Raw genomic sequence first — 20,543 nt, 5'->3', positions numbered from 1 at the left:
TCACTGGAACTCCGGTTCGCGGTCGTTGCGGAAGGCGTCCACGCCCTCGATCACGTCGTCGGTCGTCGTCAGCAGACCGAAGCCCTGACTCTCCATCGCGAGTCCGGCCTCGAGACTGGCGTTTTGGCCCTCGTTGATCACCTTCTTGGCGACCTTCAGCGCCGTCTTGGGTCCGGTGGCGATGTCGTCGACGAACTCGCCGACCGTCTCCTCGAACTCGTCGCCGGGGACGGCGCGGTTGAGGATGCCCCAGTCGGCCGCCCGCTCGGCGGAGATGTGGTTGCCGCGGAAGACGAGCTCCTTCGCGCGCGTCTCGCCGACGATCCGGGTGAGTCGCTGGGTGCCGCCGCCGCCAGGGATCAGCCCGAGGTCGATCTCGGGGCTCCCGAGCGTGGAGCGTTCGGAGGCGATCCGGAGGTCACACGCAAGCGAGAGCTCGAGCCCGCCGCCCAGACAGAAGCCGTCGATCTTCGCGATCGTCGGTCGGGGGAACTCGTGGACGGCCTCGATCGACTCCTCGACGTCCATGATCTCGGTGGGCGCGTTCGTGAGGAAGCCGGTGATGTCGGCGCCGGCGGAGAACTGGTCGCCGGCCCCCGAGAAGACGACGCAGGAGACGTCCTCGACGGGCGCGTCCTCGAGGGCACGTTGGACCTCGGCGAACATCTCCTCGGAGAAGGCGTTCAGCCGCTCGGGACGGTCGAACTCGATGGAGAGCACGCCGCGGTCGTCGAGGTCGACGTTGAGGAACTGGTAGGGCCACTGGCCGTGGTAGTCGTAGAAGCCGATGCCGGCGTCCTCGCCGGTTTTGCCCGCCTCCACGAGCGCCACGAGGTGGTCGGCCGGTTCATACCGCTCCTCGCCGTACTCCTCGTGGAGCGACCGGAGCTTCTCGAGAACGACGTCGATGCCGATCTGGTCGGCGAGCCGGCAGACGCCGATCGGGAACCGGCCGCCGAGCCGAATGCCGAGGTCGACGTCCTCGGCGGTGGCGACGCCCTCGCCGATGAGCCTGGCGGCCTCGTTTATCATCCGCGCCTCGACGCGGAGGGTGTCGAAGCCCTCGCGGTCGTGAAAGTCGTAGGTCGTCCCCTCGCCGTCCTCGTACTCGTAGAAGCCGGTGCCGGTCTTGCGGCCGAGCTCCTCGTTCTCGACCTTGCGCGCGATCGGCGGCGGGGCCTCGTACCGCGAGTCCTCACGGAAGTGATAGCCGATGTCGATCCCGCTGTAGTCGGAGAGCTCGAAGGGGCCCATCGGATAGCCGCGCTGGTAGACCATCGCCGCGTCGGCCGTCTCGATCGTGGTCAACCCCTCCTCGAGCATCCAGGCCGGCTCCTCCATGAACGGGACGAGGACGTTGTTGACGACGAAGCCGTGGACGTCCTTTTTCACGTCGATGGCGGTCTTGCCGACCGAGTCGGCGTAGGCGTGCATCGTCTCGATCGTCTCCTCGCTGGTCTCCTCGCCGTGGACGACCTCGATGAGGTCCATCCGGATGGGCGGGTTGAAGTAGTGCGTCCCGACGACCTGCTCGGGCCGGTCGGTCGCGGTCGCCATCTCGGTGATGGAGAGTCCCGAGGTGTTGCTCGCGAGGATGGCGTGATCGGGCGCGTACTCGTCGACCTCGCTGAAGGTGTCCTTCTTGATCGACATCCGTTCGGGGACGGCCTCGATCACGAGGTCGGCGTCCTCGACGGCCGCCTCGAGGTCGGTGGTCCCCTCGACGCGCGCGAAGACGTCCTCGGCGGACCCGTCGATCCGTCCCTTCTCCGCGAGCTTCCCGAGGCTCCACTCGATCTGTTCGAGCCCGTCCTCCACGAGCTCGTCCTCCAGGTCGCGGACGACGACGTCGTAGCCGCCGATCGCCGCGACCTCGGCGATACCGTGTCCCATACTGCCCGCGCCCAACACCGCGACGCGGTCGATAGTCTCGACGGTCATCATCCGTACTTCGTTAACACACGCCTTCAAACTTGTGGTTAAAATACACAGTATGAACTATAGGTACGTTTCCCAGATATACTGTTAACCTAGAGTGGGTGACCGGCTGCTATCGGTCGGTGCTTCGGCGCGACGAACCGACGCGAACAACCGCGACGCGAAAAACCGACGCGACCGGGCTCGGCTGGGGCAACCGGATCAGTCAGATCGAACGGATCGGTCGCGCCGAACGAGCCGGTCGCACCGAACGGATCGGTCGCGCCGAACGCCCTCACACGCCGAGGTGCTTCTGCCGGAGCTCGTCGTCCTCGCGGAGCCGATCGGTCGTGACCTCCTCGACGAGCCGCCCCTCGTCCAGGATGTAGTGACGGTCCGCGACCGACATCGCGGTCGCGACGTTCTGCTCGACGATCAGGACCGTCACGCCGCGTTCCTCGTTGATGCGAGCGACGACGTCCTCGAGCCGTTCGACGATCTGCGGGGCGAGCCCCTCGCAGGGTTCATCCAGCAGCATCAGCTCCGGGTTCGACACGAGCGCGCGGGCGATCGCGAGCATCTGCTGTTCGCCGCCGCTCATGTTCTTCGCGTGCCGGTCGCGCATCGCGTCGAGCTCGGGGAACAGATCGAACATCTCCTCGGCCGGAAGCGGATCCTCGGCGGACGATGCGGCGATGTGGACGTTCTCGGCCACGGTCAGTCTGGGGAACAGCTGTCGCTCCTCGGGGACGAAGCTGATCCCCATACCCGCCCGGTCGTAGCTGGCGGCCTCGAGGAGTTCGACGTCGCGATAGCGGATCGACCCGCCGATGATCCGGGGCAGGTCTGCACCCATGATCGCCCGCATCGTGGTCGTCTTGCCCGCCCCGTTGCGGCCGAGGAGTCCGACCGCCTCGCCCTCCTCGATCGCGAAGTCGACGCCGAAGAGGATCTGGCCGGTCTCGTAGCCGGCCTCGAGATCCGACACTTCGAGGAGGCTCACAGCGATCCCTCCTCGTCGCGCTCCCCGAGGTACGCCTCCTGAACCTCGTCGTCGTTGCGAATCTCGGCCGGCGTGCCGGTCGTCAGTACCTCGCCACGGTGGAGGACCGTGATCCGGTCGCTTCGTGAGAGGACGATGTTCATGTCGTGTTCGATCAGCAGCAGCGTGAGCCCGAGTTCGGACTGAATGTCCTCGATGAGGTCGGCCGTGGTCTCGGTCTCCACCGCCCCGAGCCCGCTCGTGGGCTCGTCGAGCAGGAGCACGCTCGGGTCGGTCGCCAGCGCCATCGCGATCCCCAGCCGGCGTTGGTCGCCGTGCGAGAGGTTCTTGGCGGTCTCGTCGGCGAGGTGCTCGAGCTCGGTCAACTCGAGCACCTCGTGAGCACGTTCGGTCGCGACGTCGCGACCCCGTCCGAGGAGGTCCAGCGAGAAGGCCCCCTGTTCGGCGGTCTGGGCGACGATCCGGACGTTCTCGTGGACCGTCTGTTCGGTGAACAGCTGGTTCGACTGGAACGACCGGACGAGCCCGTCGTGTGGCCGGGCGTGCTGGGGCATCTCGGTGATCTCCTCGCCGTGGAGGTAGACGGATCCCGCGGTCGGCTCCAGCGCGTTCGTCAGGACGTTGAAGAACGTGGTCTTGCCCGCGCCGTTCGGACCGATGATGGCCCGGAGTTCGCCCTCCGGAACGGCGAGGTCGACCCCGCCGACCGCGGTGAGCTCGCCGAACCGCTTCGTGAGCCCGCGCGCGCCGAGAGCGGCCGCGGCCGGATCGATCGATTCGTGGTCGGTCCCCGATGCGTCCGGGTCGGTCGTCGCTGAATCAGTCATTCACGGATCACCTCGACGAGTCGGGTTCGGAGGCGGTCGGCGGCGGACCGGACGAACCCCCACAGCCCCTTCTGGGGCGAGAGCACGATCACGACCACGAACAGGAACCCGAAGAAGAACCGCCAGTAGCCAAGGATCGGGCCAACGTCCACCGTTCCGAGGAGGGGAACCGCCACCATCTCGAGGTTCGTGAGGTATTCCCGCGCGAAGAACCAGGAGAACGCGCCGGCGATCGGCCCGAAGAAGTAGCTTATCCCGCCGAAGATCGACATCAGGATGACCTCCGCCCCGGTCATCATCCCGAAGTTCTCGAGGGACGCTCCGGAGTTTCGGATCACCAGCAGCGTGCCGGCGACCGCGGAGAAGACCCCGGAGAGTGTGAACGCCCAGACCTGGTACCGAGCGGTCGATATCCCCATCGCCCGCGCGAGCTCCTCGTTGTCACGGATGGCGACGAGCGTCCGGCCGAACGGGGACCGGACGATCTGCCAGAGCGCGAGCATCGCGAGGACGAACACGAGCGCGACGAAGTAGTAGAGCTCGAACTCGCCGCCGCCGATCTGGACGACGCTGCGGCCGCGGAAGCTCTCGATCCAGGCCGGCGTCGTGCCGGAGCGGAGCCCGTCCGCCCCGCCGGTCAGCCCGAACGGATCCGCGTTGACGACGAAGTGGATCGCTTCCGCGAACGCGAGCGTCAGCATCGCGAAGTAGATCTCCCCGTAGCCGACGATGAGCCGGGCGATCCCGTAGGCGATCAGTCCGGCCACGATCACGCCGATCGGTGCGGCGACGAGATACGGGAGATCGAAGTGCCGCAGCCCGATCGCGACCCCGTAAATCCCGGTCCCGAGGAAGATCGCGTGGCCGAACGAGAGCAGCCCGCTGTAGCCGTACAGAAGGTTGAACGCGGCCGCAAACAGCATCCAGATCAGCATCGCCGAGGCGATGTAGCTGCTCCCCAACAGGGCCTCGAGACCGATGACCGGCCGCAACAGGACCACCAGCAGCAGGATCCCGATCGGAACGCGGTACCGGGTGATGGCCGCGAGCAGCCGATCGCGACCGGCGGCCGGTTCGCTCGCGTCGCTCATTCGAGTAACCCCTCCTCTCCGAAGAGGCCGCGGGGTCGGACGAGCAGAACGCCGATCATCACGAGGAACGGCATCAGCCCGCCGATTCCGGAAACGTACAGCCATTCGAGACCGGTCACGGTCGTGATCGCCCGAAGCATCACGGGCGTCACGAAGACCGCAACGCCGATCAACAGCGCGCTCACGACGCTTCCGAAGATGCTACCGAGCCCGCCGACGACGATGACGACGAACGCGAGGATGACGAAATCCATCCCCATTCCGAGGTCCATCCCGACCTCGGCCCCCCGGAGCACGCCGCTGAGTCCGGCGACTGCCGTCCCGAGAAAGAAGACGATCGTGAACCGCTTCGGGATGTCGATGCCGAGGAACTCGGCCATCTGCTGGTCCTGGAGTCCGGCCCGGATCGAGAGGCCGAAGTCGGTTCGGTACATCAGCAGATAGAGACTCACGACGACGACCGCGCCGACGGCGGCGGTGAACAATCGCGTCGTCGCGATCTCGAGGAACCCCATACCGACGGACGCCCGCAGCGCTGTCGGCGGATCGAAGCTAAGCGGCGTGCCGCCCCACTGAGCACGGGTCGCCTCCTCGAGCATCAACGCGACCCCGAAGGTGGCAAGCAGGCCGATGAGCGGATCCTCACCGTAGAGCCGGCGGAGGACCAGCACCTCCATCAGCACGCCGACCAGTCCGACGCCGATCGGAACGGCGATCAGCGCGAGCCAGAAGGGCATCTCGAGCAGCGCGACGACCTGATAGGCCCCGTAGGCGCCGAGCATGAAGAGCGCGCCGTGCGCGAAGTTGACGACGCCGAGCAGCCCCAATATCAGCGAGAGTCCCAGCGCGATCATCATCAGGATCATCCCGTAGACGAGCCCGCCGACGAGGTTGCTGATGAACAACCCCGGGCGTACGGCGAGGGTGACGATCACCACCGCGAGGAGCGCGAGCCCCGCAAGTATCCAGCGGATGGAGGGGAGCTCGTCCGGCGTCGACGCGAGTGTAGCGGCCGACATCGAACCCTACAGATCGCACTCCGCGCTCGGTTCCCCGGCCGCCTCCTCGCCGGGCATCCGGTCGATGACCTCGAACCAACGGTTGGGATCGGACTCCATGTCCTCGACCGCCCGCCCTGCGCTGGCGTAGACCGGCTGGACGAGCTGGTGGTCCGCGGCGCGCCAGTAGAGCGGCTCCTCGGAGGGCTGGAGCGCCTGTACGCGCTCGCTTTCGACCTCGTGACCCTCCAGCTCGTTCTTGATCGCCTCGCCGTCGGTCGAATCGGCCCGAACGGCGGCGCGCACGAGCTGGTCGACGGACGTGTAGCCCATGTAGTGCCGGACGTACGGCTCGTGCTCGGAGATCTCACGGATCTCGTCGATCCAGTCCTGCGGAACGTCGAGGGAGGGAAGCCAACCCTGGCTGGCGACGTCGATCGCAGCGGCGGCCTCCTGGCTGACGCCCCAGAGGTTCACGTCCTCGAGCTGGTGCATCGCGATCGTGTAGTCCTGCTCGAGCCCGACGCTGAGCAGCTGGTTCATCGAGGTGCGCTGGTCGAGTCCGGCGACCAGCAGCGCGATCCCGTCCGGGTTGGCCTCGTCGGCCGTATTGAGGTAGGACGTGTAGTCGTCCGCCGGGAACGGGACCGCCGAGGAGCCGATCACGTTCGAGCCGTTCTCCTCGAGGATCTCCGTGAAGGCGGTTTCGGCGGTCTGTCCCCAGGTGTAATCGGAGTAGAGAATGTACCAGTCGTCGGCCTGTTCGGCCATCTGCGGCGCCGCAACGGAGGCCTGCATCGAGTTCCCGGAGTAGGTCGCGAACATGTACTCCGAACACTCCGCCCCGGTGATGTCGTCGGAGGCACCGTGGGGACAGAACGGAACGCGGTTGCTCGATCCCCACGACCCCATCGCGATCCCGACCGCGGAGGAGACGCCGCCGTAGGCGGCGTGGACGCCGTCCTCGACGACCATCCCCTCGAGGCGCGACACGGCGACCGACGGGTCGACCTCTGTGTCCGCGGTGACGAGGTCGATCGAGACGTCGAGCTCCTCCTCGAGGTGACGGATCGCCAGTTGCCCGCCGTCCCGCTCGGCCTCGCCGTTGGGCGCGAACGCGCCGCTCAGGGCCGTCGGACAGCCGATCGTGATCTCGAGCGTGTCGCCCGTTCCCCCCGACGTCGCACCGTTGCCACCGTTTCCGTTCCCGCCGCCGTTGCCGTTTCCGTTCCCGCCGCCGTTTCCATTGCCCATACACCCGGCGAATCCGAACGTTCCGGCCGCGGTCGCGGCCCCGCCGAGTCGTCGCAGCACTTGTCGCCTGTTAGATCGTGACATTCTGAACGCCTATTCCGGATGCCCGAATAAATAACTTTGGTAACTATATCCCGTATTGCGGACAGAGTGTTAACCACGGGAGCGGGGAAACGGCAGATATCGAACGAACGTTCACTGATTCGCGCCCGTCTTCTTCCAACGAATCCATCGAACGCGCTGGAATCGAACGACCGGTCACGGATTCCGGACGGCGCGAGACGGCACCCATCCGAAGGCACGGGCGCCAACCGGGAGAGCCGCATCGGCGGGGCGCATCGCGACCATCCAGCACCGGTCGACCATCGTCCCGGGAAGACCGCTACCCTCATTGTGTGCGCGGGCGGATCCGAGCGCGTGTACTGGCTCGAACTCGCCGGGGAGGAGGACGCGTTCGCGACCTACGAGGCCGACTGTCTGACGCCGGGCGTCGAACTCCTCGCGCCCGGGGTCGCTCGCGCCGGCCGGGTCGGCGCGGAAGTCAGGCGGCTCGCGTACACGCGGGCCGCCCACCGGGCGATCGGTCGAAGCGACGCGACCGTCGAGGGGGCTGTCGCCGCGTTGCGTGCCGCGAGCCTCGATCGGACCGGCAGCGTCGCCGTTCGGGCGCGCGACGTGCGCGGCACGGCAGACGTCTCGACCGAGCGTGCGGAGCGTGAACTCGGGCAGGTACTGGTCGACCGCGGGTTCACCGTCGACCTCGACGACCCCGACCACGTCCTGCGCGCGCTGTTTGCGGCCGGGGACCGCGCCGACCACCGGTCGGTTTCGGGCGCCGACGGGGAGTCAGCGGCGGTCTGTGCCCTGGGCTGGCGGACGGTCGTCGCGGACCGGGACTTCGCTCCCAAGCCGACCGACCGGCCGTTCTTCCAACCGGGGAGCATGGCCCCGGCCGACGCTCGCGCGTACGTGAACCTCGCCCGGGCCGGGCCGGGACGGACGCTGCTCGACCCGATGTGTGGCACCGGCGGGATCCCGATCGAGACCGGGCTCGTCGGCGCCCGCGTCGTGGCGGCGGACGCACAGCCGAAGATGGTGGAGGGAACGCGCCGGAACCTCGCCGCGCTGCTGGGCGACTCGGGAGGAGCGGGCAGGGAGGACGCCGCGGAGCCCGACTGGAACGTCCTTCGGGGGGACGCGACGCGGTCGCCGGTCGCCGACGGGGCGGTCGACTGCGTCGTCTTCGATGCCCCGTACGGCCGCCAGTCGAAGATCGAGCGCCACGATCTGGCCGATCTGGTTGCCGATGCGCTCGCGGAGGCGAACCGGACGAGCGACCGGGCGGTGCTGATCGCCGACCGCGACTGGCGCGCAGCCGCAACCGACGCCGGGTGGCGCGTCGCGGCCGGGTTCCGGCGGCGCGTTCACCGGTCGTTGACGCGGCACGTGCTCGTGTTGACCGGCTCGAGAGACATAACCGACTCGCAGGGCGTGACCGACTCGCAGGGCGTGACCGACTCGCAGGGCGTGACCCACGTGGGGACCTCGACCAACGCGAAGGGCGACTCGACGGACCTGAACGCGCCTGACCGGTCGCCTAACGATCCGACGAAGTGAGTATCTCGACAGTGAAAGCGTCCCGGCAGTGAAAGCGTTCCGGCAGTGAAAGCGTTCCGGCAGTGAAAGCGTCCCGGTAGTGAAACTCCACGCCGGGATTACGGGCGGATCGGGTCGATTACGGGGGCGTTTCACTTTCACCGGCGATCCGGGGAACGATTAAGTGCGCTGGGTCACGTCGTGTAGACGATGACCGGGGACCCCGACGGAATGCTCTCGTGGGACGAGTCCGTCTTCCGCGACGAGCACGTCTTCGAGATCGATTACGTCCCGGAGACGTTCAACCACCGCGAGAGCCAGGTCGAGAGCCTGAAGTACGCGCTCCGGCCGGCCGCCCGCGGATCCCGGCCGCTGAACACGATGGTTCGCGGCCCGCCCGGCACGGGGAAGACGACCGCGATCCAGAAGCTGTTCGGCGAGCTCGCCGCCCGGACCGACGTCCGGACCGCACACGTCAACTGCCAGGTCGACTCGACCCGGTATGCGGTCTTCTCGCGGCTCTTCGAGCACCTCTTCGAGTACGAGCCGCCCTCCTCGGGGATCTCCTTCAAGAAGCTGTTCGGGCAGATAACTGACCGGCTGATCGACGAGGACGAGGTGCTGGTCGTGGCGCTCGACGACGTGAACTACCTGTTCTACGAGAACGAGGCCTCGGACACGCTCTACTCGATGCTGCGGGCCCACGAGACCCACTCGGGCGCGAAGATCGGCGTGATCGTGGTCTCCTCGGACCTCGGGCTCGACGTGATCGACGAGCTCGACGCGCGCGTTCAGTCGGTGTTCCGCCCGGAGGAGGTCTACTTCCCCGTCTACGACGTGACCGAGATCGCCGACATCCTCGGCGAGCGGGCGGCCCGCGGGTTCCACGACGGCGTCCTCGACCGGCCGGAGCTCGAACAGGTCGCGGAGCTGACCGCCGAGAACGGCGACCTCCGGGTCGGGATCGACCTCCTCCGGCGGGCCGGACTCAACGCCGAGATGCGTGCCTCGAAGACGATCGCCGCCGAGGACGTCGAGAGCGCCTACGAGAAGTCGAAGTTCGTCCACCTCTCGCGGTCGCTGCGAGGCCTCTCCGCCTCCGAGCGCGCGCTCGTCGAGGTGCTCGTCGACCACGAGGGCGAGCGGGCCGGCGCGGTCTACGAAGCCTTCGAGGCCGAGACGGGACTCGGCTACACCCGCTATTCGGAGATCATCAACAAGCTCGACCAGCTCGGCGTCATCGAGGCCGAGTACGCGGGCGTCGAGGGACGCGGCCGGTCGCGAACCCTCTCGCTGGCGTACGACGCCGAGGCGGTCCTCGACCGGCTGGACTGACGCTTCGCGATCGGGTGGAGTGACGACGCTTTTCTACGCGGGGGTCGAGAGCACGCGTATGAAGACGACCGGGGGCACGGACGCACAGAAGCGACGCGCCGGCGAGTCGGCGGCGGCGGCGGTCGAGGACGGGAACGTCGTCGGGCTCGGGACGGGCTCGACGGCGGCGTACGCGATCCGGGCGATCGGTCGGGCGGTCGATTCCGGGCTGGACGTCCGTGGCGTTTCGACCTCCTTCGATTCGCGGGCGCTCGCGCGCGAACACGGGATTCCGCTCATCGAGTTGGACGCGACCTGCGGCCCGGATGGGCCGGGGATCGACATCGCGATCGACGGTGCCGACCAGGTCGTGCTTCCGGAGACGATCGACACGGACGGCACCGGTGGCGAAAGCGGCGCGGAAGCGACCGGGACGCTCATCAAGGGCGGCGGCGCCGCACACGCCCGTGAGAAGGTCGTCGACGCCGCCGCGGACCGGTTCCTCGTGGTCGTCGACCCCGCGAAGCGAACCGAGGCTCTCGACGCCGACGTGCCGGTCGAGGTGCTTCCGGAGGCGCGGACGACCGCCGCCGCGGCGATCCGCGATGCCGGCGGGGAGCCGACGCTGCGGCGCGCCGAGCGCAAGGACGGACCGGTCGTCACCGACAACGGGAACCTCGTCCTCGACTGTTCGTTCGGCCGGATCGCGGATCCGGACCGGTTGGCTGAAACGCTCTCGGCCATCCCCGGCGTGCTCGAGCACGGCCTCTTCGTCGACCTGGCGGACGAGATCCACGTCGGGACCGACGACGGCGTGACGGTCCGATCGGTGTGACGCAGGGCGGCGTCACGGTCCGGTTCGACCAATTTCGGTTCGGCCGATTCCGGTTCGACCAATTTCGGTTCGGCCGATTCCGGTTCGACCAATTTCGGTTCGGCCGATTCCGGTTCGACCAATTTCGGTTCGGCCGATTCCGGTTCGACCGATTCGGCGTCGCGGTCGCTCGCGGACGTCCGCGTGGAAAATAACTGAAAGAAGGGGGGACCGAGATTAGAGGTCGCGCGGCTGGACCGTCTTCCGGTCGTTGGCTTCCGCACGTCGTGCGGCGTCGGCGAGCAGCTCGTCGACTTCCTCGTCGAGCGCCTCGTAGAAGTCGGAGGCGACGTTCTTCTCGTCCAGCGCGTCCTTGACCGCTGCTTTGACAATGAGGTCTGCCATGCGATCGGAGTTATCCATCGGTACTTAATAAGCGTTCCTGAATTCGCCCGATACGGGCCGCGTAAGGGCCGTTCACAGGATTCAAGAGCCTCCGGAATACACACGGTCGCGGATCGATCCGAGCGGACGGGTCGCGTCGCGGTCCGCCGCCGTCCGCTGACGGGACGGGACGGCCTCCGAACGGCGCGTCTCGCTGCGATCGTGACCGACAACTACGAACCGATCCGGGCCCCAACGGCGGGTATGCGCGAGGTACTCGACGCGCTGGCGGCCGGGGAGATCGGCGTCCGGGAGGCCGAATCGCGGCTGGCCGGGTACGCGACGACCGACGCCGGGCGATTCGACGCGGCCCGCGAGACGCGCCGCGGGATCCCCGAGGCGATCCTGGCGGATGGGAAGACGGCGGCCGAGACGGGCGAGCTCGCACGGACCGCCGTCGAGACCGCGGGACGGGCGATCGTGACACGGATCGACGCGGCCGTCGCCGAGTCGGTCGCGGCGACGGTGACCGAGGCGGTCCCCGGCGCCGAGATCGACCACGACGAGCGAACGCGAACGCTGGTCGCGCGGGCGCCGGAGTTCGAGCCGCCGGCGTTGGATGCTCGGGTGAGCGTCATCACGGGCGGGACGAGCGACGCCCCGGTGGCGGGTGAGGCCGCGATCATCGCCCGCGAGATCGGCGCCGACGTCGAGCTGATCGAGGACGTGGGCGTCGCCAGCCTCGTCCGGATCGTCGACCAGATCGACCGGGTTCGCGACGCAGACGTCGCCATCGTCGCCGCGGGTCGGGAGGGCGCACTGCCGACGGTGGTCGCCGGCCTGGTCGACGCGCCCGTGATCGCGTTGCCCGTCTCGACGGGCTACGGCGTCGGCGGCGAGGGCGAGGCCGCGCTTCACGGCGCGCTCCAGTCGTGTACGGTCGTCACCGCGGTGAACGTCGACGCCGGATTCGTCGCCGGCGCCCAGGCCGGCCTCATCGCGCGCGGCGTCGCGGCGGCACGCGGGTCGCCCGACGGAGACGCCGGGGACGAAACGGAACCCGGAGACGGAAGCGCCGCGAACGAGACCGAAACCGGAGACGGAAGCGCCGCGGGCCGATGAGCGACGACGACCACCACGTGTACGTGCTCGAGTGTGCGGACGGCACCCTGTATACCGGTTACACGACCGACGTCGACCGGCGCGTCGCCGAGCACGAGGCCGGCGAGGGTGCCAAATACACTCGCGGCCGGACGCCGGTCGATCTCCGTCACGTGGAGTCGTTCGACACCCGGTCGGCGGCGATGTCCCGCGAGTACGCGATCAAACAGTTGTCACGCGCCGAGAAGGACCGGCTCCTCGAGGGGAAAGGAGCTGACGACGGAGAGTCGACGCCGACGTCGAAGCAGGCGGATCCGATCGATTAACCGACTGCCCGCCGGAATGGCTGCTATGCCCACGCTCTGGCTCGTCGACCGGGAATTCGACTCGAAGGGACTCGTCAGGCTCACCTATGCGACGACCGACGGCGAACGGACGTACACGAAGGAGCTGGCCGAACAGCGGCTGTACGCGAGCGGCGGGGTGACCGCGGCGACCGAGGTCGATGAGGACGCGCTCGAGGCGGCCGCGGCGGCGGAACGGGAGCGATTCGCCGCCGAGGCGCAGCGAATGGCCGCCGACCACGACCCCGACGAGACGGTCTGAAGACGCCGAGCAAAACGGTCCACTCCGAGCGTTTAAACCGAATCGGGCGCCAAGGGTGGTTCAATGGAACCGACTTCGCTCTCCGGACTCCCGTCGGGGGTCGGGGAGGCGCTGGAAGCCGAGGGCGTCGCGGAGCTGTATCCGCCGCAGGCCGAGGCCGTCGAGGCGGGGCTGCTCGACGGGGAGAACCTCGTTGCGGCGGTGCCGACGGCCTCCGGCAAGACGCTGATCGCCGAACTCGCGATGCTGTCGGCGATCGAGCGCGGCGGGACCGCCTTATATATCGTCCCGCTGCGCGCGTTGGCCTCTGAGAAGCGAGCCGAGTTCGAACGGTTCGAGGAGTTCGGCGTGACCGTCGGCGTCTCGACCGGCAACTACGAGTCCGACGGCGAGTGGCTGGCCACCCGGGACGTCATCGTGGCCACCAGCGAGAAGGTGGATTCGCTGATCCGCAACGGCGCGCCGTGGATCGGCGACCTCTCCTGCGTCGTCAGCGACGAGGTCCACCTGGTCAACGACCGCTCACGGGGGCCGACCCTCGAGGTGACGCTCGCGAAGCTCCGCCGGATCAACGAGGGGCTGCAGACGGTCGCGCTCTCGGCGACGGTCGGGAACGCCCGGGAGATCGCCGACTGGCTCGACGCGGCCCTGGTCGACTCCGACTGGCGACCGATCGACCTCCGGGTCGGGGTGCACGCGAACGGCGCGATCGACTTCGACGACGGGAGTCGGACGGACGTTCCGGTGGGCGATCCGCCGACGGACGACCAGACGGCGGCGCTCGTCGACGACGCGCTCGACACCGTCGAGGACGGTCGGGGCGGGTCCTCGCTCGTCTTCGTCAACTCCCGCCGCAACGCCGCGTCGGCGGCCGGCAACCTCGCCCGCGTCACGCGACGGCACCTCGAGGAGTCGGAGCGGGAGGAACTCGACGCGCTCGCCGAGGAGATCCGGTCGGGAGCGGAGACCGACACCGGCGAGTCGCTCGCGGACGTGGTCGAGGCCGGCGCGGCGTTTCACCACGCCGGCCTCACGTCGGACCAGCGCGCGCTCGTCGAGGACGCGTTCCGCGACCGGCTGATCAAGTGCATCTGCGCGACGCCGACGCTCGCCGCCGGGGTAAACACGCCCGCCAGGCGGGTGATCGTCCGCGACTGGCGGCGGTACGACGGGGAGTTCGGCGGGATGAAGCCGCTCGACGCCCTGGAGGTCCACCAGATGTGCGGTCGAGCCGGCCGGCCGGGACTCGATCCCTACGGCGAGGCCGTGCTGCTCGCGACCGACGCCGAGCAGTCCGAGGAGCTGTTCGACCGGTACGTCTGGGCCGACGCGGAACCGGTCCGGTCGAAGCTCGCCGCCGAACCGGCGCTTCGCACCCACGTCCTCGCGACCATCGCGACCGGGTTCGCGTCGACCCGGGAGGGACTCTTTGAGTTTCTCGCGAACACCCTCTACGCTGAACAGGCCGACGACGACCAACACCTCCGCAGCGTGACCGACGGCGTCGTCGAGTACCTCGTCGCCAACGAGTTCCTCGAACGCGAGCGCGACGGCGGCCGGGAGGCGCTGGCGGCGACGTCGATCGGCCACACCGTCTCGCGGCTCTATCTCGACCCGATGAGCGCCGCCGAGCTGATCGACGGCCTGCGCGCGGCCGGCGGCGGGATCGCGGCCGGCGGAAGCGGGAGCGCCGCGGGCGACGACGCCGACCGTTCCGACGACGGGGCCCGATACGCCCCGATCGAGGATCCGGACGGGCAGGCGGACGGCTTCGTGACCTACGGCCGCGTCGGCGGCGACGGGCAGGGAGGCGGCAGCGGCGGTGACGGAAGCAACGCCGGCCGAAACGGCGTCGGTACGGGAGACGCAGGTGTGGACGCCGATCACGAGGATGACGCCGGGACCGACATCACGCCGCTGGGGCTCTACCACCTCGTGAGCAGAACGCCGGACATGTACGAGCTGTACCTCAAGTCCGGCGACCAGCAGCGATACACGGAAACGTACCACGAACGCGAATCCGAGCTGCTCGGGCCGGCCCCCGCGGAGTACGAGGAGGTCCGCTTCGAGGACTGGCTCGCCTCCCTGAAGACGGCACGCCTCCTGGAGGACTGGGCGAGCGAGGTCGACGAGGACCGGATCGCCGAGCGGTACCAGGTCGGTCCGGGCGACGTCCGCGGGAAGGTCGACACCGCGGAGTGGCTGTTGCGCGCCGCGGAAACGCTGGCCCGCGAGATCGGGCTCCCGGAGGCGGCCGTCACGTCGATCCGGGACGCCCGAAAGCGCGTCGAGTACGGGGTTCGCGAGGAGCTGCTGGAACTGGCCGGCGTTCGCGAGGTCGGCCGGAAACGCGCACGTCGCCTCTACGAGGCCGGGATCGAGTCCCGGGACGACCTCCGAGAGGCCGACAAGGCGACCGTTCTCGGCGCGCTTCGAGGCCGTGAACGGACCGCCGAGACGATCCTCGAGAACGCGGGCCGCGAGGACCCCTCGATGGACGACGTGCGCCCGGACGCGTCGGCCGCCGCCGCGGCGACGGCGGGTGAGGCGGGCGACGAGGGAGAGGACGGGCAGTCGAATCTCGGTGATTTCCGATGAGCGACGATCGATCGAACCCGGCGACCACGGCGGACGACGACGAAGCGGCCGTGCCGGATGACGACGAAGCAGCCGTGCCGGATGACGACGAAGCAGCCGTGCCGGACGACGACGAAGCGGCCGTGCCGGATGACGACGAAGCAGCCGTGCCGGACGACGGGCCGGCTGGGGTGACAGCCGACGACCGTCCGGTACCACACCTGATCGCCGGCGATCTCGTGATCGAGGACCTGGACGCGTTCCTCGAGACCGTCCGGACGCTTCGCGAGGAGACGGGCGCCGTGATCCAGGTCGTCGACGCACGATACGTCGTCTCTCGAACCCACCTCGACCGAGCGGTCGCACGCGCCGAGCGAGCCATCGATCGCGACGAGGCGGTCGCAAGCGACCGCGCCGTCGAGGTCCTGTTGTACGCGGCCGGCCGACGACAGATCGACGAGGCGCTCGAGATGGGCGTCGACGAGGGTGAGACGACCGCGATCGCGGTCGTCTACTTGCCGAACGCGGCGCCGAGGAGGGTCTCGAAAGCCCTGGACCGACTCGAGCGGCGGTTCGATGCCGCCACGGTTCATCCGCCCGACGACCGACAGGGATTCGAGACGTGGCTCGCGGCGGTGACCGATCCGGAGCGCGTTCGGTCGTTCCACGACGTCACGGACGCCGAACTCGAGGCGACCCTGGGTACGCTCGCCGACGTGGTCGAGGAACGCGTGGCGCTGTTGGACGTCGAGAAATGACGCGGTTCCGGCTCGACTAGTCGCGTCGAACGACCGAATGTTCGAGCCGCCCGACGCCCTCGATCTCGATCGCGACCTCGTCGCCGTCCGTCAGGGGCCCGACGCCCTCGGGCGTCCCGGTCGCGATGACGTCGCCCGGTTCGAGCGTGAGATACGAGGTGATCTCGGCGATCAGCTCCGGGATCTCGAAGATCATCAGATCGAGCGAGCCGTCCTGTCTGGGCTCGTCGTTGACGAACGACCGGACGGCGGCGTCGTCGGGGACTTCCTCCGGGGTCGCCAGGACCGGGCCGATCGGGGCGGCGTTGTCGAAGGCCTTCCCGCGGACCCAGTTCTGCTCCTGCCGCTGGTCGTCGCGGTTCGAGACGTCGTTCACGCAGGTGTACCCCGCGATCACGTCTGCGGCGTCGACCGCATCGACGTTCCGGCACTGTTCGCCGATCACGACGCCCAGCTCGGCCTCGTGCTCGATCGACTCCGTGCCGGCCGGGAGCGTGACCGTGTCGCCGTGACCGGCCAGCGCGTTCGGCGGCTTCAAAAACAGGAGCGGCCGGTCCGGCACGTCATTGCCGAGCTCCTCGGCGTGTGCCGCGTAGTTGCGGCCGATACAGACGATCTTGGTCGGCTCGCAGGGCGGCAGGACGTCGACCGCGTCGACGTCGTACGTCCGACCGGCCGCCGCGATCGTTCCGTCCTCGTCGTACTCGCCGACGCGGGTGCTGCCCGCCGGGTCTCGGAATCGAATCCGTTTCATACGGGCGCGTGGAAGCGTCTCCCGTTATACCTTCCGTTCCGTGGGACGCGTGCGGCTTCCGATGAATGGACTGCCGGTGGGGTCCGTCAGTGGTCGTGGTTCGCCATCTCCATCGGATGTCCAGTGGCGTAGTCGTCGGGGGCCTCCTCAAAGGTCTGTTTGCAGGTCTGCGAGCAGAAATAATACGTCTCACCGTCGTGCGTCGCCGACGGCTCGCCGTCGTCGGTCCGCATGCCACAGACGGGATCGCGGTACTGGCCGGGCGCGCCAAGGCCGCGACGATAGACGTACAGCAGGAACCCGGAAAGCGCGAACGCGATGAGGTTGAGATAGAACGTGTAGTTGAGTTTGAAGTACGCCCGTTCGGTCGCCGTCTCGCCACCAGCCAGATTCGGGACGATTCCGAAGGCGTCGAATAGGAGCTCCATAAGAAAGCCCGTGAAGGCCATCGTCACGAAGAAGACGCCGAGGATGTACAGCATCACCTTCCAGCCGTAGTACTTCCGATAGACGTTCAACACGGGCACGGTGATGAGGTCGGCGTAGACGAACGCGATGACGCCGGCGAAGCTGATGCCGCCGCCCCAGAGCGCGACGGCGAACGGGACGTTACCCATACTTCCAACGAAGCTGATGACGGCGATGGCGACGCCCATAATGGCGTTCTCGGCCGTCACGAGCAGGCCGTCACCCTGAATGAACAGGGTGTTCCAGACCCACTGCGGGACGAAGACGATGACGAATCCCGAGATGAGGAAACCGGCGACGACGTCCTTCCAGATCATCGACCACTCCTTTCGGTACTGGTTCCCGACCTTGTACCAGCCACCCCACGACAGCAACTCGTCGCGCCAGCCACCCCGGCTGGATGACTCCTGCAGGTACGTCTCCATACACCCCGCAGAGCAGAACTCCAGCGTCTCGCCGCCGTCAGTCGTGAGGGTGTACTCGTCTGTGCCTTCCATTCCACAAGTCGGGTCCTCGGTAACGCCCGCCTCGTGATCGTGCTCGTTGAGCGTCTCTCGTACCTCGTCGAAGAGGTTCTCCGGAAGCGTCAGGTGGACGATGACGGCCATCACAGCGATGAGGATCAGACCGCCGAGCAGTTCGGCAAGCAGAAACTCCCACCCCAGCAGGATCAGAATCATCAACCCGAGTTCGACGATGAGGTTCGTCGACGCGAACATAAACGCGAGAAAGTTCACCGCGTGCGCCCCCTTCTTGAACAGCCCCTTCCCGATTGCGACGGCCCCGAAACTGCAACCGCTGCTCGCCGCTCCGAAAACGGTCGCTTTGGTGACCCCGCTAAGATCACCGTCGCCCAGGACCTCAGCCATTCGGTCCTTGGAGACGTAGACCTGGACGAGGCTCGTGACCGTGAGTCCCATAATGATCGCCCACGCCGCCGTCCACAGGAAGCCGACACCGATGCGTAGTGCTTCGAGGAGACCATTACTCATCGTCGCCACCATAGGTATCAGTTCAAAGGGATCATCTTTTGCAGTTTTCCTTCAGATGATGCTCCTTGAATCCCTTGTGAAATTAGATTCAAAATAAAATTTCTGGAAAAATTTCCGGGTGAAGGCACAACCGCATTGAATAGTCGGTACGTAGTAGTACTTGAGACCCAAACTCACGGAGGGAACACGCCATGCCGACACAAATGGACGATACACGACTCGTCACGCTCCTCCTCGTTATCATCGGGGTCGTCGTCATTCTCCCGTTGTTCTTTATGGGATTCGGGATGATGGGATTCGGACCGATGATGGGCGGGATGTGGGGCGGTCATATGTGGGGCGGTCATATGTGGGGCGACGGGACGCTGCCCGGCTGGATGTTCATCGTCAGCATCGTGATGCAGCTCCTGTTCCTCGCCGCCCTCGTCGGTGGTGGGTACCTCATCCATCGCGCGATTACTGGGGATGCGAGTGACTCGGACGAAGCACTCGAAGAGCTCCGGCTCGCCTACGCCCGCGGAGAACTGACCGACGAGGAGTATGAACAGCGACGCGAGGCGCTCACCCGCGATACCTGACGAGAACGGGCAGACGGGATCAGTCACCCTCAAAGACAGCGCGGACGTCGGACTCGAATTCCGTGACCTCTTGCTCGAGGAGCTCGCGCTCGAAGTAGAGGAGTTCGACGGCGAGCACGGCGGCGGCGATACCGAGCACCATATAGAAGGTATTCGGCTCGCGAGTGTAGAGGTTGTACAGCATCAACGGAAAGAACGCCAACGCGCCGACGGTGCCGACTGCAGGGACGACGGGGTTCACCTCGTCGTGATCTCGTTGGCGGAACGCGAGAGAGCTCATCGAGCCGAAGACGAGGATGAACGACAGCGAAGCGAACGACGTGATGGCCCCGAGGCTCCCGTACCACGTGAACATCGCGGTGATGGCTCCGAGGACAACCACCGTTCGCTCAGGGATGCCATCAGTGGCCGCGTCCCCGATCTGATCGGGGAGAAGGTCCTCACTGAGCATCCCCTTGGCGAAGTGTGCCGACGAGAACAGCGTCGCGTTGATCGCACTCCCCGTCGAGAACAGCGCCGACAGCGCGAGGACGACCGACCCGACGCGCGCCAGTCCGTACGGTTCCATCATCATCGAGGCGGCGTCCTTGAGCGCGACGTGTGGATGGGACTCAAGCGCCTGGGGAACGAGGTTCACCGTTACCATCCCCACGAGGATATAGATGACAACGGCGACCGGGATCGAGATGTACACCGCCTTTCGGATGGTCTCGACGGGATTCTCGACGCTCTCTTGGTCGTAATACAGGAGTTGCCACCCCTGAAAGGCGACGAACGATATGGCTGCCGCCATGATGGGTCCGAACCCGCCGAGCTGGCTGCCGCCGTATTCGAACGGCGCTCCACTGAAACCGAAGGCATACACCAAGCCGATGATCCCGAACATCACGAGGATGCCGACCTTCAGCGCGACGAGGACGTTCTCGACGGCACCAGTCGTCCGTGCCCCGAGCAGGTTCAAGCCGACGAAGCCAGCCACTGCCACGACAGAGACGAACGGTCGAATCGGGACGCCGGCAAGGCTCGTCGGGACGACGTCGAATGCGGCCGTGAACTCGCCAAAGGCGAACGCGTACATCGCCATGGAACCGATGTAGCCGAACAGAAGCGTCCAGCCGACCATCCCGGCGACGGTGGAGTTACCGAGGTAACACTGGACGAACGTCACCGACCCGCCCCGGTTGTCCGTGAGGCTGTTGAGCTTGTTGTACGAGTAGCCCGCACACATGGCGACGACACCGGCGACCAGAAATGCGACCCAAATGGCGGACATCGTTATCCCCGCAACCACGCCGAGGACGGCGTAGATACCGCCCCCGATCATGCCGCCGAGTGCCATCGAGACGCCTTCCGTTAGTCCGAGGCCGTCACTCATAACTGTCGGTCTCCGTTAAACCAGTCCCCTAACGGTAGGGATCTGCGACGGGTGAATCCTTCGCTTGCTGATCGGGAACATCGTTCGTCGGGTGGTGCACTCAACGATCCTCTACAGATACTCAAGGCGAGTGGCT

At 67.2% G+C, this 20,543-nt stretch carries 19 protein-coding genes and 1 pseudogene; 10 read left to right on the top strand and 10 right to left on the bottom strand.

Translation table 11 applies throughout. The annotated features are described in order from the left end of the window. The 6 genes from CPZ00_RS08835 to CPZ00_RS08805 form a co-directional block, all read right to left on the bottom strand. Positions 1-1,941: a 3-hydroxyacyl-CoA dehydrogenase/enoyl-CoA hydratase family protein gene (locus tag CPZ00_RS08835; protein WP_096391656.1), complete on the bottom strand. Its 1,941-nt coding sequence runs from the start codon at positions 1,939-1,941 to the stop codon at positions 1-3. A 271-nt stretch (positions 1,942-2,212) separates the two neighbouring features. Further along, positions 2,213-2,920, bottom strand: a complete 708-nt coding sequence (locus CPZ00_RS08825; RefSeq protein WP_096390554.1) for an ABC transporter ATP-binding protein — start codon at positions 2,918-2,920, stop codon at positions 2,213-2,215. Further along, a complete protein-coding gene (locus CPZ00_RS08820) occupies positions 2,917-3,747 on the bottom strand; it encodes an ABC transporter ATP-binding protein (RefSeq protein WP_096390553.1) in 831 nt (276 codons plus the stop codon). The genes CPZ00_RS08825 and CPZ00_RS08820 overlap by 4 nt, the downstream gene beginning before the upstream one ends. Beyond that, positions 3,744-4,838, bottom strand: a complete 1,095-nt coding sequence (locus CPZ00_RS08815; protein WP_096390552.1) for a branched-chain amino acid ABC transporter permease — start codon at positions 4,836-4,838, stop codon at positions 3,744-3,746. Before CPZ00_RS08815 ends, CPZ00_RS08820 begins: the two co-directional genes overlap by 4 nt. Beyond that, on the bottom strand, positions 4,835-5,857 hold the full coding sequence (locus tag CPZ00_RS08810) for a branched-chain amino acid ABC transporter permease (RefSeq protein ID WP_096390551.1): 1,023 nt from the start codon (positions 5,855-5,857) through the stop codon (positions 4,835-4,837). The genes CPZ00_RS08815 and CPZ00_RS08810 overlap by 4 nt, the downstream gene beginning before the upstream one ends. 6 nt (positions 5,858-5,863) lie before the next feature. Beyond that, positions 5,864-7,174: an ABC transporter substrate-binding protein gene (locus CPZ00_RS08805; protein WP_096390550.1), complete on the bottom strand. Its 1,311-nt coding sequence runs from the start codon at positions 7,172-7,174 to the stop codon at positions 5,864-5,866. A 333-nt stretch (positions 7,175-7,507) separates the two neighbouring features. Here CPZ00_RS08805 and CPZ00_RS08800 point away from each other — a divergent pair, with 333 nt between their 5' ends. From CPZ00_RS08800 to CPZ00_RS16155, 4 genes and pseudogenes are all read left to right on the top strand, one after another. Then, a complete protein-coding gene (locus tag CPZ00_RS08800) occupies positions 7,508-8,707 on the top strand; it encodes a THUMP domain-containing protein (protein ID WP_096391655.1) in 1,200 nt (399 codons plus the stop codon). Positions 8,708-8,896: 189 nt separating this feature from the next. Continuing rightward, positions 8,897-10,021, top strand: coding sequence for an ORC1-type DNA replication protein (locus CPZ00_RS08795; protein WP_096390549.1), 1,125 nt, complete (start codon positions 8,897-8,899; stop codon positions 10,019-10,021). Between the two features lie 58 nt (positions 10,022-10,079). Further along, positions 10,080-10,835, top strand: coding sequence for a ribose-5-phosphate isomerase RpiA (rpiA, locus tag CPZ00_RS08790; protein ID WP_096391654.1), 756 nt, complete (start codon positions 10,080-10,082; stop codon positions 10,833-10,835). A 30-nt stretch (positions 10,836-10,865) separates the two neighbouring features. Then, positions 10,866-11,033: pseudogene (locus tag CPZ00_RS16155) on the top strand (hypothetical protein); the annotation flags it as partial. An 18-nt stretch (positions 11,034-11,051) separates the two neighbouring features. Here CPZ00_RS16155 and CPZ00_RS08780 read toward each other — a convergent pair. After that, positions 11,052-11,219, bottom strand: coding sequence for a DUF1931 family protein (locus CPZ00_RS08780; protein ID WP_021075019.1), 168 nt, complete (start codon positions 11,217-11,219; stop codon positions 11,052-11,054). A gap of 243 nt (positions 11,220-11,462) precedes the next feature. Here CPZ00_RS08780 and larB point away from each other — a divergent pair, with 243 nt between their 5' ends. From larB to cgi121, 5 genes are all read left to right on the top strand, one after another. Continuing rightward, on the top strand, positions 11,463-12,320 hold the full coding sequence (gene larB / locus CPZ00_RS08775) for a nickel pincer cofactor biosynthesis protein LarB (protein ID WP_096390547.1): 858 nt from the start codon (positions 11,463-11,465) through the stop codon (positions 12,318-12,320). Beyond that, positions 12,317-12,625, top strand: coding sequence for a GIY-YIG nuclease family protein (locus tag CPZ00_RS08770; RefSeq protein ID WP_096390546.1), 309 nt, complete (start codon positions 12,317-12,319; stop codon positions 12,623-12,625). The genes larB and CPZ00_RS08770 overlap by 4 nt, the downstream gene beginning before the upstream one ends. Positions 12,626-12,650: 25 nt before the next feature. Then, positions 12,651-12,905, top strand: coding sequence for a hypothetical protein (locus tag CPZ00_RS08765; RefSeq protein ID WP_096390545.1), 255 nt, complete (start codon positions 12,651-12,653; stop codon positions 12,903-12,905). 63 nt (positions 12,906-12,968) lie between these two features. Continuing rightward, complete coding sequence (locus CPZ00_RS08760; RefSeq protein ID WP_096390544.1) at positions 12,969-15,503, top strand: ATP-dependent DNA helicase; 2,535 nt, start codon at positions 12,969-12,971, stop codon at positions 15,501-15,503. Next, complete coding sequence (cgi121, locus tag CPZ00_RS08755) at positions 15,500-16,240, top strand: KEOPS complex subunit Cgi121 (RefSeq protein WP_096390543.1); 741 nt, start codon at positions 15,500-15,502, stop codon at positions 16,238-16,240. Before CPZ00_RS08760 ends, cgi121 begins: the two co-directional genes overlap by 4 nt. A gap of 16 nt (positions 16,241-16,256) precedes the next feature. Here the strand turns inward: cgi121 and CPZ00_RS08750 are convergent, their stop codons facing one another. Continuing rightward, the gene (locus CPZ00_RS08750) at positions 16,257-16,994 is read right to left on the bottom strand and encodes a fumarylacetoacetate hydrolase family protein (protein WP_096390542.1); all 738 of its coding nucleotides are present in this window, start codon (positions 16,992-16,994) and stop codon (positions 16,257-16,259) included. A gap of 86 nt (positions 16,995-17,080) precedes the next feature. After that, positions 17,081-18,466 carry a permease gene (locus CPZ00_RS08745; protein ID WP_096390541.1) on the bottom strand — a complete coding sequence of 462 codons (1,386 nt, stop codon included), beginning with the start codon at positions 18,464-18,466 and terminating at the stop codon, positions 17,081-17,083. Between the two features lie 179 nt (positions 18,467-18,645). Between CPZ00_RS08745 and CPZ00_RS08740 the strand changes: the two genes are divergently transcribed. Further along, complete coding sequence (locus CPZ00_RS08740; RefSeq protein ID WP_096390540.1) at positions 18,646-19,032, top strand: SHOCT domain-containing protein; 387 nt, start codon at positions 18,646-18,648, stop codon at positions 19,030-19,032. 19 nt (positions 19,033-19,051) lie between these two features. Here the strand turns inward: CPZ00_RS08740 and CPZ00_RS08735 are convergent, their stop codons facing one another. After that, entirely contained in the window at positions 19,052-20,407 is a 1,356-nt protein-coding gene (locus CPZ00_RS08735) for an APC family permease (RefSeq protein WP_096390539.1), read from the bottom strand. Positions 20,408-20,543 lie beyond the last annotated feature (136 nt).

The sequence above is a fragment of the Halopenitus persicus genome, assembly GCF_002355635.1.
GTDB lineage: Archaea > Halobacteriota > Halobacteria > Halobacteriales > Haloferacaceae > Halopenitus > Halopenitus persicus_A.
The sequence above is the reverse complement of the archived record's forward strand: the minus strand, read 5'-3'. Positions and strand labels throughout refer to the sequence as shown.